The sequence below is a fragment of the Pseudomonas sp. MC6 genome, assembly GCF_054790575.1.
In genome coordinates this window covers 695,155-709,199 of sequence record NZ_CP186504.1, presented here as the reverse complement: position 1 = coordinate 709,199, position 14,045 = coordinate 695,155, and the positions used below count along the sequence as shown (strand labels likewise).

Here is a 14,045-nt window from a genome sequence, read left to right as displayed (position 1 = left end):
GATCGTGTGCCAGGTTATGGTTGGCGAGACTTTTATCGCCAAATAATCGAGCAAACCTGTCAGATCTGACAGGCGACACACGCTACGAACAGACTCACAGTGTCCTCTGGAATCAACAGATTCAGGAGGACAACCATGAAGCGCCTTTTCCTGTTCACCCAGGTTTTATGGCTTTGCATGACGCTAAATGTGACCTTCGCGACGAACGCCACGATGCGAAATGGCAGCGGCGAAGAAATCATGCTCCAGGGCTTTCACTGGAATTCCAGCCGTAATGCCGTAGCGTGGTACTCCGTTCTTGCACAACACGCGTCCACGATCAGCGGCGACGGGTTCACGCTGATCTGGTTGCCACCCGTCTGGACTGACACCTCCAGCTGGAGAGAACCGACTGGCAAATCCGGTGGTGGCGAGGGCTATTTTTGGAGCGGCTTCGACAAAAACAGCCGTTATGGCAGCGATCAACAACTCAAACAGGCCGCGGCGGCACTCAACACAGCCGGTGTTAAAGTCGTGTACGACGTGGTGCCCAATCACATGAATGACGATAGGGTCAACCAGTCCATGTTTCCCCGAGGGCGCAATGAATGGCGCCATGATTGCCTCCAGTGTGATGAGGGCGATGCATTCATGGATGGCGCGGCAGACCTGAATACCGCCGACCCCAAGGTTTTCGATGCGTTCAAGAACGAATTCATCAATCTGCGTGACAACTATGGTGCCCAGGGCCTGCGCTTCGATTTCGTTCGAGGTTACGCCCCGGAGACAATCGACCGCTGGATGAACGCTTTTGGCAGCCAGCAGTTCTGCGTCGGGGAAAACTGGAAAGGCCCCGACGAATATCCGCAAGGTGACTGGCGCCGTTCCGCCAGTTGGCAGGATGTACTCAAGGACTGGTCTGATCGTTCGCACTGCGCGGTGTTCGATTTTGCTCTCAAGGAACGCATGCAAAATGGCTCAATCGCCCAATGGCGTCACGGCCTGAATGGCAATCCGGACCCTGCCTGGCGTGCGATTGCGGTAACGTTCGTTGACAATCATGACACCGGCTATTCGCCCGGCGCCAATGGCGGCCAACATCATTGGGCGCTGCCCGATCCGCTGGTCAATCTGGCTTACGCCTATATCCTCAGCAGCCCCGGAACGCCGACGGTCTATTGGCCGCATATGTACGATTGGCAGCGCGACCAGCTGATCCGTCAACTCATCAAACTTCGCAAACATGCTGCTATCCGGGCCGACTCGCCTATCCGCTTCAACACCCAGTATTCGGGGCTGGTGGGGACCACTTCAGGAGCGCGTGGCACGCTGGTGATAGCGCTCAAATCCGACCTGCAACGATTGCCCGAAGGCATGGGGGTACCGACGCTGACCTGGGACAACGGTGATATTCGCATCTGGAGCACACCCGTGCAGTCTGCAGCAGTCAACATTAGCCTTCATTGCGACAATGCTAACCCGCAATCCGGTGAAGGGGTTTACGCCGTTGGCTCATCACTGGAGCTGGGGGCGTGGGATCCGCTGCACGGGATTGCGCTGACTTCCGCCGGCAATCGCTGGAGCACGAACATCGAAGTACCAGGGCAGCAGGCGCTCGAATGGAAATGCGTTGTGCGCGGACAGAATGGTTCGCCGGTCTACTGGCAACCCGGCCCGAACAATTCGTTCACCAGCGGCGATGTCAGCGACACAGCCGGACGTTTTTGATTAAGACTTGTCGGCGCTCACCCGCACACGCTGGCAAGGTACTCGCCTCCGAATACTGATCGGGCATCGACACAGCTGGAGTCTTTGCGATTGAACTCCCCCTTTTAAGTGCAATTCGGGCATCCGTAAACTGTAAGAACTAGCGGTCAAACGCCAGTTGAAACATGCGGGGCGACTGGCGGTGCAGGCCAGTTCGGCGCAATCGGTGCTGGTTGAATGCTTTGAGGATGCACCGTCGCCACTGGCACTGCTACGGTTGACGGTACAGGGTGATCAGGTGATGTCGGTGACTTTGTTCAAGGCTCACTGACGGGCTAACTCTGAGGGCATCATCGCTGGCAAGCCAGGCTCCCACAGGGTTTTGTGTGAACACATTATTCGTGCCCACCTGAATCCAATGTGGGAGCGAGACTGCTCGCGAAGAGGCCGGCACATTCGGCATCATCGCGTCAGACAGACCGCTTTCGCGAGCAGGCTCACTCCTACAGGGTTATGTGTTTGAACATACTATTTGTGCCAGCGATGGCGGTTTTGAATTCAGTCCATCAACCGCGCCGTACCGAACAGTCTGACGCGCAGCAATTCTCCGTGCGCTTCTTCGAGCAAAATCGGCGCCGTGCCGCCGGGCATGACCACCTGCACTTGTCCCGCCACAACCCAACCCACTCGCCACGCCGCCGACGCCACAGCACTGGCGCTGGTGCCGGATGACGCCGTCGGCCCTTCGCCGCGTTCGAACACTCGGGCGAGGATTTTCTGTGGTGATTCCAGCACCGCCCATTGCAGATTGACGCCCGCCGGGCATGGATCTCCGGCTCCGACGGGTATGGCGTAGGCAATTGCGGTCAATCCCTCGTTCAAGGGTGATTCACGCATCTGCTCGTTGCTCGGTAACGCGGTTGCATCACCGAGCAGCGTCACGCAATGCGGATTGCCAATGCGCACGAATTGGCTGTGCGCCCAGTCGGGATCAAGTTGTGCCAAGGGCTGGACGTGGCTCACGTCCCGAGCATTGAACTCAATGCCTTGAACAGTCTGCGCAGCGACCGCATCCGGCCCGAAACCGGGTTGGCCGAGATCGAGCCAGAAACCTTGAACGCCTTCGACTTCAGCCGGTTTCACCGAGGTTTCCACCGCGTCCCCCTTGTCGTGATGCACGCGCAACAACGCGCCCTCCTCTGGCATCAAGCCTTGCTCGGTCAGCGCCTGCGAGAAAATCGTCAGGCCATTGCCACTGCGCTCGGCGAGAGTACCGTCGGTGTTGACGATCAATACGTCGAACGGCGCCGACGTCTGGAACGGGCCGATCAGCAGGCCGTCGCTGCGGTGGGATTTGCTGTTCGCCGGACGTTGATCTTCGGGCCAGTCACAGCAGAATGTGATCGCAGCCGTGCTCCACGACTGACGCGAAGAGGCGCATTCGGTGGCGCTGGCAGGCAAGGCAAGGCCCGCGTCGCGCAGTGCCTGCGGCGCAATCACCCCGTAAATATTGCCCCGTGCATCGTAAAACTGCGTCATCAGTGTTTGTCCCCTGTTGCCGAAGAAGGCCACTGTAAAACGCAATCCCTTGTGGGAGCGAGCCTGCTCGCGAATGCAGTGTGTCAGTCGATATATTTTTCGCCTGACACTCCGCCTTCGCGAGCAGGCTCGCTCCCACAGGGGATGTGCGTGACCGCTTAATGGTGAGTCTCCGTTCCCACAGGGTAGGATGTTGTCTGTACTTCCCCGAATGGCCGGCGATCGAACCTCGTCGCTGAATCACTGTCCTTCGGGGACGCGATGTTTTTTGCCAAGGATCGATATGACCAGCCTCAACCCCCAAGACACCTTCGTCCCCGGACGCCTGCAACAGATGTCCACGCGCATCGCCTTTTTCATCGCCGGGCTCGGCATCGCCGCGTGGGCACCCTTGGTGCCGTACGCCAAGGCCCGCGCCGGGCTTGATGAAGGCACGTTGGGGTTGTTGCTGTTGTGCCTCGGCGTCGGTTCGATTCTGGCGATGCCGCTGGCGGGGATTCTGGCCACGCGCTTCGGTTGTCGGCGCGTCGCCACCGGTGGCACGTTATTGATCTGCGCGGCGTTGCCGTTACTGGCGACGGTGTCGTCGATACCGGCGCTGATCGCCACGCTGTTCATGTTCGGTGCCGGCCTGGGCACGGTAGATTCGACCGTGAACCTGCAAGCGGTGATTGTCGAACGCGCCAGCGGCAAGAACATGATGTCGGGCTTCCACGGTTTGTTCAGTCTGGGCGGGATTGTCGGCGCGGCGGGTGTCAGTGCCTTGCTCGGCCTGGGTTTGACGCCACTGGCCGCCATGCTGGTGGTCGTCGTCGTGCTGATCGCGGCATTGTTCAAATGCGTGCCGCACATGTTGCCTTACGGCAGTGAAAGCTCGGGACCGGCATTCGCCATCCCTCATGGCATCGTGCTGTTTATCGGCGGGATGTGCTTCATCGTCTTCCTCACCGAAGGCGCGGCGCTGGACTGGAGTGCGGTGTTTCTGGCGCAGGAACGCGGGATCGACACCGCCTATGCGGGATTGGGGTACGCGGCGTTTGCCCTGACCATGACCGCCGGGCGCCTGATGGGTGACCGCATTGTGCGGATTGTCGGTGCCACGCGGATCATTCTGTTTGGCGGCCTGTTGGCTGCGGCTGGCCTTTTTCTGGCGACGTTCGCACCGAGCTGGGAAGCGGCGCTGGTGGGTTACGCGCTGGTCGGCGCGGGCTGCTCGAACATCGTGCCGGTGCTGTACACGGCGGTGGGCAAGCAGACGGTGATGCCGGAGAGCATCGCCGTGCCGGCGATTACCACGCTCGGTTATGCAGGGATTCTGGCCGGGCCGGCGGTGATCGGCTTTGTCGCCCATGCCAGTAGCTTGAGTTTTGCCTTTGGTTTGATGGCGGTTCTGCTGGTCGCCGTCGCCATCGGCGGCAAAGTTCTTAAAGTCTAAAAGCTTCGCGAGCAGGCTCGCTCCCACAGGATTTCAGTGCTCCATGTGGGAGCGAGCCTGCTCGCGAAGAAGCTAACGCGGTCTATCAGAAACCAACGCTGGCCTGCACAAAGAACGTGCGCGGCGCGCCAACATACATCCCCGAGTTGTTGTCGCTGGAGCGGGTGAAGTACTGCTTGTCGAAGACGTTCTTCACCCCCGCGCCGAGCTTCAGGTTCGACACCTGCGGCCCGAAGTCATAACCGCCACGCACGTTCCAGGTCACGTAACCCGGGATGTCGCCATACTGCCCATCTGCCGTGCCATCGGTGATGTAGTTGCCGTTGAAGCTGCCATCGGCATTCACACCGGTGCCCGGCGAGCGCTGTTTCGACTGGGCGAAGCCGTCGAGGTTGTAGGTCCAGCGGTTGATGTCATAACGCAAACCAACCGTCGCCACCTGCCGCGAATAGAACGGCAGATCACGGCCCTTGAAGCCCGGAATCTCACCTTCGTAAGTGGCGCGGGTGTAGGTGAAGCCAGCATTGGCGGTCAAGCCATCGAGACGCGGATCCAGCGCTGCCATGTCGTAATGCACCGAGGCTTCGATGCCCTGGTGCTTGGTCGCGCCGAGATTCGTCCAGCCGACATCGTTACTGATGTATTGCAGCTCGTCGTCGAAGTCGATGTAGAACAGCGTCACTTCACCGCCCCACACATCGTCGTTGTAGCGCGTGCCGATCTCGTAGGTCTTGGCCTTTTCCGGCTCCAGACCATTGGCGGTCTGATCACCCGAACCACCTTGGCCGAGCTGGAAATACTGCAGGCTGCCAAACGAGGTTTCGTAGTTGGCGAACAGTTTCCACGCGTCCGACAGGTGATACATCACGCTCAGCGCCGGCAACGGTTCATTGCTCTCGATGCTGCGGTTTTTCGCCTGCACCGGTTTGCCGGCCGTGTCGAGCACCGCGCGGTCATGCCAGTCGGTGCTGATGTGTTCGAAGCGAATGCCCGGGGTGATGGTCCAGTTGCCGACGTCGATTTTGTTGTCGATGTAGACCGAGTTGGCCTCGGTGCCACCCGTGCGGTCCTGGAACACATGGCCGTCGGAGGTCGGCGTGAGCACCGGCTGATTGTTGACCAGCGCCACTCGGCTCGACGATTCGTGCATCGCCTCTTTCAGATAGCGATAACCGACGCTGACTTCCTGCGTGGTCGGGCCGACATCGAATACCCGCGACACCCGTGGCTCGATGCCCAGGGTGTAGTAGGAACGCGGGTACGAGCTGAGGGTTTTCTGGTCGCGCGCGGCGATGGTGCTGCCACGGAAACTGTCGGTGTAATAAGTGAGGATTTCCGCTTGAGTGCGTTCGTCGATCTGGCGGATCCACTTGAACGACACGTCTTTGCGCCGCCCGGTGAACTGGTCGTAATCACGTACCGAGTCGTACGGTTTGGCGTCGTACTGCTTCTGGGTCAGACCGCCGGGCATGTCGGCCGTAGCGTCGTAGTAGTGGAAGTTGAGACTGAAATCATCCTGATCGGTCGGCGCCCAGTGGGTCTTGAGCAACACGTCGTCGATGTCGTTGCCGTTGTTGCGCTCGCGGTAGCCGTTACCGTTGACGCCGGAATACAACAACGCCACGCCCATGCCGTTGTCAGCGGTACCGCCGAGGAACGCGGTGTCGATGTGTTTCCAGCCACCGTACTGAGTGGTTTCCAGGGTGGTGCCGATTTCGCCGGTGGCTTTTTCCGGAATCGCCCGGGTGACGAAGTTGATCACCCCGCCGACGTTCTGCGGCCCATAACGCACCGAACCGGCGCCACGCACGACGTCGATGCTGTCGAGGTTGCCCGAGGAAATCGGCGCCATCGACAGTTGCGGCTGGCCGTAAGGGGCGAACGCCGCCGGCACGCCATCGATCAACACGGTAGAGCGGGGCGACAGGCGCGAAGTCAGACCACGCACACCGACGTTCAGGGAAATGTCACTGCCGCCGGTACCGTTGGAGTCCTGCACCTGCACGCCCGGCACACGCTTGAGCACGTCACTGACGTTCATCGCGCCCTGCTCGACCATCGCTTCGCGGCGGATCACCGTGCGTGCACCGGGGTGGTTCTGCACCACGGCGGCGTTGGCATCACCGAGCCAGTTACCGACCACTTTGATGTCGGTCACGCCCAATTCCAGCGGGCCGTTGCCGACGGCAGAAGTCGCGGCCGGTGACAGGGTCACCGAACCTTCGTTGATCTGATAATCCAGACCACTGCCCTGCAGCAATTGACGCAACGCCTGCTCCGGCGAGATATCACCGTCGACGGCCGGCGCCTGTTTGCCAGCGACTAGGTCCGGGCTGAAAAACACTTGCAGCGACGTCTGCTGGCCCAGCTCGCTCAGAGCCTGGCCCAGTGGCTGCGCACGGATATGAATGGCTTCGCCGGCAAACGCCAGCGGCATCGCCGCGTTGACCGCCAGCGCAAGGGCCAGCGGCAACCAAGGGGATTTTTTGTTGTTGGCAGGGGTGTTTTTCACGTCGTACGTATTCCTGTGGATCGCAAGAGTGTGCGGCTGTTAATGCAAACCAGTTGCAGTTGAACAGGAAGACGATGAACTCGAAAAAAACCTGAATTTTATTTTGCGATTATTTCCTGACTGCCATCGGCGAGGCTGCGAACGGCCACCGGCAGGATGCTCGGCAAGGCTTTGAGCAAGGCGTCGGTGTTGTCCGATTTGAACACGCTGGTCAGGCGCAGACTGGCCACGGCAGGGTTGGCAACGGTCAGCGGTTTATCGCGATAGCGCGACACTTCGGCTGCTACTTCACTGAGGCTGGCATTATTGAAGACCAGTTTGCCGCTGCGCCACGCCGTCAGTTCCGTCGGGTTGACTGCATAGGCTGCGGCGACTTTGCCTTGCGCATCGACATGAGTGCCGAGGCCCGCGGTCAGGCTGATGAACTGATTATCCGCTGCACCACGCCCCTGCACTTTCACTGTGCCCTGCTCAACTGCCACACGGGTTTGCATGACATCGCGGCGCACATCGAAACGCGTGCCGGTGACTGTGACTTTGCCGCTGCCCGCCTCGACCACGAACGGTCGCGCGGCATCGTGCGCGACGCTGAACATCGCCTCGCCTTCGCTCAACTCGATGAGCCGACGATCCTTTTCATAGCGCACCTGCAAACGGCTGCGGCTGTTCAGATCGATCACCGAACCGTCCGGCAGCGCCACATGTTTACGCTCGCCCAACGCTGTGGCGAATTCGGCACGGTAACCACCCGGATGATTCAAACCGCTGAACAGTCCCAGCCCGAGCGCCACCGCCAGCACACTGGCGGCCACGGCATAACGCAACATCGGACGGCGCTCGCGGCGGGTTGGCGGTGTTTCAACGAGGGCTTTGAGACGTGGCGTCGGGAGCAGATCGGCCGCCGACCACAAGCCTTGCAGCAACTGAAATTCGTCACGATGCTGCGGATGTTGATTCAGCCAGGCATCGAAGCGCTGCTGTTCGTCGGCATCAATGGCCGGCTCCTGCAAACGCACAAACCAGCGAGCCGCGTCATCGCGCACCGTTGTTTGCCCGCACGCGCAATCACGCGTATCCATCATGGAATGTCCTGTTTGGCCGGGAATATAAAGACACACAGCCCTCTGTAGGAGCTGCCGAAGGCTGCGATCTTTTTGCCATGCCGCACGTTCACGATTGCAACCCGTCGAGGCGATCGCGCAGATGCCGCAGGGTGCGGATCATATACTTTTCGACCATGTTCTTGGACAGGCCCAGGCGCTCGGCGATTTCGGCCTGGGTCAGGCCTTCGATTTTCTGCCAGACAAAAATCTTCCGGCAATTGACCGGCAGTTCGCTGAGCGCCCGTTCGATGGAGTCGGCCAACTGGATCGCCTGCATGTAATGCTCCGGGTCGCCGGACGACGACTCACTGTGATCAATGGCCTGCGACTCCATGGCGCCGCGCCGATCCTCTCGCCGATAACCGTCGACCGCAATATTGCGCGCGGTCTGGTGCAAATACGCCCGTGGCTGCTGCACCGCCGCCGAATCCGACTCAAGCACCCGCACAAAGGTGTCGTGCGCCAGATCCTCGGCCTGCGCGCGATTGCGCAGGCGACGAGTCCAGGTGCCGATCAACTCTTCGTAATGCTCGAAAAAGCCGGGTCTGCGGGGACGCATGGGGGTATGGGTGGCGTGCTGAGGAAAGGGGTGTGAATAGTAATGGTTACCATTAAGCCGAAGCAATGGATTCCTCGACCGACTGTCCGCGCAGCAACTGAAGATCAGCGTTTTAGCGCAATCACACCACTCATGTAGTCATGTAAATCGCGCAGATCCTTAACACTCCAGGCATGCGGCGGTATTTTTACCCCGTTCTCCTGCAACGTTTTCGGAATCAGGTTGCCGTTCGGCCGAAGGATGATCGACGACACAATCACGCCCGGATATTCATTCAGGCGTTTTTTGAACGCGGACGTTGTCAGGTCAGGTGTGGGCGGATTGCTTTTGTGCGCCAGTGGCCCGGTGCCCTTTATATCGGCGCCGTGGCATACAGCGCAGCGCTGCACATAGAGGTTTTTGCCGTTGCTGTTATCCGCGAAGGACACGGATGGTTGAGTGATCAACAAAGCACCGAGTACAGCGATGAATGTTGTTTTCATTGTTTGCCTCCCTGGCGTTTTTAAGGTCGCGCATGATGCGCGAGATTTAGCGCCTGGCGCAAAACAATGTGGGAGCGAGCCTGCTCGCGAAGGCGGTACATCAGTCACTTAATGCATTGACTGATCGGACGCTTTCGCGAGCAGGCTCGCTCCCACAGGGTTGGGTGGTGAATGCAGGTTCAAGTGCATCCACCACTGGCCATTGGATCAGCCTTTTTCGTCCATCCCGGCTTGCAGGGTCTGGGTGTCCAGATGCCCGCTCAGGGTGACAGGGCCGACTTTCAGGTTGCCGTTTTCCAGGGAAACCTTCGGTGCGTTTTCCTCGGCTTTATGCGGCAGATCAAGGCCCGCTTTCACGCCGTAGTCCCGGTTGCTCAAATCAGTGCTGCTGACCTTCGAACCACCCAGATCGACCTTCCCTTGTGTCGCCGAAATCCGCGCACCGGTCAGTTGTGTCGCGCCGCCAACGGTAAGGTTTACACCTTGGCTGGCACTGATCCCGGACGCCTGCGCAACGCTGTCCTTGTGTGCGTACTCACCCTGCGCTTTCAGTGTCGGTTTGTAATCAGTGCCGGCGAGCTTATCTTTGTCGTTCGGTGGATTCTTCTTAGCGGTCAGGCCCAGATCGACATCGACCTTGGCGTGGTTGCTCGAGTCCTGACGGCTCTCCACGGTCAGATCACCTGCGACTTTGCCGCTGACATCTTTAGCGTCGATCCGCGCGCCCGCCAGTTGTGCATCACCAGCGCTGTTCAACACCACACTGTCAGCCTTGATCTGGCTGTTCTGCTGCGTGCTGCCTTGCAAGTAATCCACACCGACTTTCGCCCCGGCGTTGAAACCGTGATCGCTGCTGGCCTTCTCATCAGCGGAGGTCGGGGTTTTGCTGCTCAGGTTGCCGCCGGCATTCAGCGCGACATTCCAGTTATTGCGGTTGTCAGTGGACTGCGCCGACTCCTGCACGTAACCGCCCTTCTGCGCATCAATGCTGACGTTCGGTGCGCTGACTTGCGTGCCTTGCAGATGAATCGAATCACCGCTCACGACAATGCCGCTCTGACCGTTGAGCTGGCCACCGCTGAGGGTTTTCGAATCCTCATTGACCCGACCGATATTGAAATTGCCGCTCAGATTGCCGCCCTGATCACGGCTCTTCTCGCTACTGGTTTTGCTGCCGCCGCCCTTCAAGCCGCCGCCGAGGTTGCTGCCGGTGGCGGTGTGGGTGTCTGTGGCGGCTTGCAGATCGAGCTTGCCGTCGGCGTGCAAATCGATGGCGCCAGCGCTGTCGATCTTCGTGCCTTGCTGCACTTGGTTGCCGCCGCTGCTCAACCGCACCGGACCATTACCAGTGATGCTCGCGACGTGGGCCTGCGTGTCAGTGCTTTGTTTGCCGGTGTGATCGAGTTGGAAACCGGCGCCGAGATCGACGTTGGTGCCATCGGTGCCCGGCAAGGTGCCAACCGTCAACGAGCCATTGCCGCGCAGGCTGCTGTCATTGCTGGTCTGCCGGTCGTTGGCCTGATTCAGCGCCAGATCACCACCCGTCTTGATGCTCACACCGCCCTGCCCGCCATCGAAACGACTGCCTGCGAACTGCGCATCGCCGCCGACCTTGATGTTCACACCCTGGCTGCCGGCATAGGCGCCGACCACGGCGGTGGAACTGTCCTTGCTCGAAGCACTGCTGCCTCCCGCGCCGCTGCCGGCAACGTTCACGTCTTCGCCGGTCTTGGTGTAGACGCGCACGTCGACCTTGGCATCCACCGCGTTAGCGCTGCTGTTGTGCGTGTTGCTCGCGGCATCGGCAAGCAGTTGGTCAGCGCTGATGTTCACTTGGCCGGCGCTGGCGCTGTATTGCGTGCCTTGGTCGTGCAGCGTGCCGGTGGTATTCACATCGACAGTGCCGCCATCAAAACGGCTGACCACAGCGTTGTTGTTTTGCTCGGTTTTGCTGGCACTGCCATGGCCGACTGCAACGTCGATACCGACATTCGGCTGACCGAGATTGGCCAGTGCGTCCTTGTCCGGCACCTTGCCGTTGAGCACGTCTTTGACCGCGCCCGCGATCGGCCGGGCGATATCCTTGTACTCGACGTTGGCGCCGATGTCCGCCGACCAGTTGCTCTCGCTATGCGTGCTGCTGTCAGTGTTGCTGGCCGCGCGATTGTCGACTTCGCTGGCGGCAATATTCAGGCCGGTGCCAGCCTTGAGTTGCGCGCCTTCAGTGGCGAGTTTGTCGGCATTGATCGTCAGGCTGCCGCTGCTCTGTACGTTGCTGGTTTGCGCGGTGGTTTTACTGGTCGAATCCTGCGCCGTGCTGTGGGCGAAATCGACGCCACTGCCGGCACGGTCGAGGCCGCCGGTGTAGTAGAAACCGCCGCCGGTGCCGGAGGTGTCGGTGGTGGTTTTGTGACTGTCAGCTTCGGCCAGCAACGACACGTTTTGGCCGCTCAACGTCGTGTCGCCAGCGGTGGATTTCACCTCTGCGCCTTTGAGCGTAACGTCACCGCCCGCCTTCACCTGCACACTGCCACCGCTGAGGCTGGAGCCCTGCTGGGTGACGTCGTTGCGAGTAACCGTTTGCTGTTTGTCCTCGTAATGAATCCCGGCACGATACTGCTCTGGCGTTTGCTCTTTGGCGTACGCATCGAAGCCACGGGTGTGCGTGGTGTCAGTACTGTCGTGAGTGTTCTGCGCCGAATGCACATTGACGTCGCCTGCCGCGTCGGCCGTCAGCGCACCGCCAGCCTTGACCGTCGAGCCCGCCACTTCGATATCCTTGGCGCTCTTGAGCTTGAGGTTGCTGTCGGACACCAGCTCACTGCGCACGGTGCTGCTGTCTTTGCTGTTCTGCCGCGACTCGTCCTTGCTGATGCCAAAGAACTTGCTGTCCTTGTCGTGGTTGTTGCTGTGCGAGGTGTCCTGCACACCGTCGATCACCAGCGAACCCTTGTCGCTGATCACGCTGGCGTCGGTACCGCCACGTACCTGACTGCCGCTGATGCGCACGTCGTCAGCCTTGACGATCAGTTTGCCGCTGGCGTTGACCTTGCTGCCCTGATGCTGGGTCTTGCCCTTGTCGGCATCGCCGGTCTTGCCGAAGAAACCACCGCCAACCAAATCACCGGAGTAACGGTTGTCGCTGCTGCGATTGGTCCGTGTGGCGGTGGTGATTTCCACCTGTTTGCCGGCCAGTTGCATGTCGCCGGCGCTGCTCAACTCTGCGCCTTCGGAGCGCAACAGCGCGGCGGTTTGCAGCGCAATGTTACCGGCCTTCAAATGGCTGGTGACGCTGCGCTGCTCTTCGCTGCTGCTGTTCCAATCGGCTTTCCACAGGTGTTTGCGGTGGTTGCCCTGATCGGTTTGCGTATGGCTTGCAGTGGCCGCAGTCAGACGCAGATCGCCGCCGCTTTGCACGTCGAGATTTTTCGCTGCTTCGACTTTGGCGGCTTTCAGTTCGGTGTCTTTGCCGGACGACAACCTGGCGTCGCGGCTGGCGATAATCTGGCTGCCGTGCTGGCGCGATTCACTGTCGGTCTGGGTGCGGTCGTAGGTTTCCCAGGTGATGCCGATGGTGCTGTTGTTCCAGTTTTCGCGCTTTTCCTGAAGCTTGCGGCTTTCGACTGTCGACAGGGTCAAGTTGCGTTTCGCATCAACGGCGACATCGCGAGCGCTGACATCGGTTGCGGCCAATGTCAGATCCTTGCCGCTGTGCAAACCGACATCGCCCTGACTGCTGCGAATACCGGCGCGGGTCACGTCGAGGCTGTTGGCCACGGCTTCACCGCTGACACTCAAATCACCGGCGGAACGAATCTGCACGCCGTCACGCCCGGCCACTTGTACGGCGCCCACCCGCACGCCTGCGCCTTCGGCGGTGCTGACAATATTGATGCGTCCGGCCTGCATCGCGCCGAACAGGCTGGCATCAATGCGTTGATCGCCGGTGTTGCCGGCGGGGTCGACGGTTTTCACCTGACCACTGGTGTAATCGACCTGATTGCGCCCGACCGTAAGGTTCAATTGATCGCGCGCATTGATCGCGCCCTGGCTGTCGATGCGCGGCGCAATCAGGTTGATCGAGCCCTCGCCGTTGCGCAGGCCACCGCTTTGAATCTGCAACTGACCACTGGCGTCGCGGGTATTCAGGCTTTGCAGTTTGCCGTCATTCAATTCCGGGCGACCGACCAGCAGATTGGCGTTCGGCGTGTTGATGAAACTGCCGCCATTGACCGAGATGCCGTTAGGGTTGGCCAGCACATAATCGGCGGACCGGCCGAAAATTTCCTGCGCGCCATTGATCGCGGAAGGATTGCGGCTGATCACTTCATTGAGGATCACGCTCGCCGCCTGGCCTTGCAGTTGCGGGTTGGCCGCCAGTTGCCCGGCCAGTTGCGATTGCCCGGCCTGCAAGGCATTGTTCAGCACCAGGCCCTGACGGTCGACGTTGTAGTCGAGGAACTGGTTGTGCGACAGGCCCGAACCGTTGGGCGCGACGATGTTGACGATGGGCACACCGGCCTGGGTCTGCAATTGCGCGGTGCCGCCGGGTCCCGGTGCGACCACTACACCACCGGCGAGCGCGCTCGGCAGGTGCACGGCGAAGAACAGGCTGGCAATCGCCCAGCGCAATTTGCCCCGAGGCGAAAGATGAAATGCAAAGGTGTGTGCTGGCATAAAAACGTCTCCATGTGAGTACGGCATCACGTTGCGCGTTTAGTCTTGGCCG

9 protein-coding genes are annotated in these 14,045 nt (G+C 60.2%); 3 read left to right on the top strand and 6 right to left on the bottom strand.

The features are described 5' to 3' along the window. The first annotated feature begins 135 nt into the window (after nucleotides 1–135). Together ACOYXE_RS03310 and ACOYXE_RS03305 are read left to right on the top strand one after the other, a co-directional pair. Nucleotides 136–1,707 (top strand): glucan 1,4-alpha-maltotetraohydrolase domain-containing protein, encoded by a 1,572-nt coding sequence (locus ACOYXE_RS03310; protein WP_460927702.1) that lies wholly within the window; start codon nucleotides 136–138, stop codon nucleotides 1,705–1,707. 157 nt (nucleotides 1,708–1,864) lie between these two features. Next, the gene (locus ACOYXE_RS03305; protein ID WP_405123245.1) at nucleotides 1,865–2,017 is read left to right on the top strand and encodes a hypothetical protein; all 153 of its coding nucleotides are present in this window, start codon (nucleotides 1,865–1,867) and stop codon (nucleotides 2,015–2,017) included. Between the two features lie 227 nt (nucleotides 2,018–2,244). Here ACOYXE_RS03305 and ACOYXE_RS03300 read toward each other — a convergent pair whose 3' ends face one another. Then, nucleotides 2,245–3,225 (bottom strand): diaminopimelate epimerase, encoded by a 981-nt coding sequence (locus ACOYXE_RS03300; protein WP_460927699.1) that lies wholly within the window; start codon nucleotides 3,223–3,225, stop codon nucleotides 2,245–2,247. A gap of 283 nt (nucleotides 3,226–3,508) precedes the next feature. Between ACOYXE_RS03300 and ACOYXE_RS03295 the strand changes: the two genes are divergently transcribed. Continuing rightward, nucleotides 3,509–4,660, top strand: a complete 1,152-nt coding sequence (locus ACOYXE_RS03295) for an MFS transporter (RefSeq protein ID WP_160058760.1) — start codon at nucleotides 3,509–3,511, stop codon at nucleotides 4,658–4,660. Between the two features lie 85 nt (nucleotides 4,661–4,745). On the opposite strand, the gene ACOYXE_RS03290 is transcribed toward ACOYXE_RS03295, so the two are convergent. From ACOYXE_RS03290 to ACOYXE_RS03270, 5 genes are all read right to left on the bottom strand, one after another. Further along, nucleotides 4,746–7,172 (bottom strand): TonB-dependent siderophore receptor, encoded by a 2,427-nt coding sequence (locus ACOYXE_RS03290; RefSeq protein WP_460927697.1) that lies wholly within the window; start codon nucleotides 7,170–7,172, stop codon nucleotides 4,746–4,748. Between the two features lie 98 nt (nucleotides 7,173–7,270). Beyond that, nucleotides 7,271–8,254, bottom strand: a complete 984-nt coding sequence (locus ACOYXE_RS03285) for a FecR family protein (protein ID WP_460927695.1) — start codon at nucleotides 8,252–8,254, stop codon at nucleotides 7,271–7,273. Between the two features lie 88 nt (nucleotides 8,255–8,342). Then, the gene (locus tag ACOYXE_RS03280; protein WP_460927693.1) at nucleotides 8,343–8,834 is read right to left on the bottom strand and encodes a sigma-70 family RNA polymerase sigma factor; all 492 of its coding nucleotides are present in this window, start codon (nucleotides 8,832–8,834) and stop codon (nucleotides 8,343–8,345) included. A gap of 104 nt (nucleotides 8,835–8,938) precedes the next feature. Then, on the bottom strand, nucleotides 8,939–9,316 hold the full coding sequence (locus ACOYXE_RS03275; protein ID WP_460927691.1) for a c-type cytochrome: 378 nt from the start codon (nucleotides 9,314–9,316) through the stop codon (nucleotides 8,939–8,941). Nucleotides 9,317–9,523: 207 nt separating this feature from the next. Further along, nucleotides 9,524–13,993, bottom strand: a complete 4,470-nt coding sequence (locus ACOYXE_RS03270) for a hemagglutinin repeat-containing protein (RefSeq protein ID WP_460927689.1) — start codon at nucleotides 13,991–13,993, stop codon at nucleotides 9,524–9,526. Nucleotides 13,994–14,045: the final 52 nt, after the last annotated feature.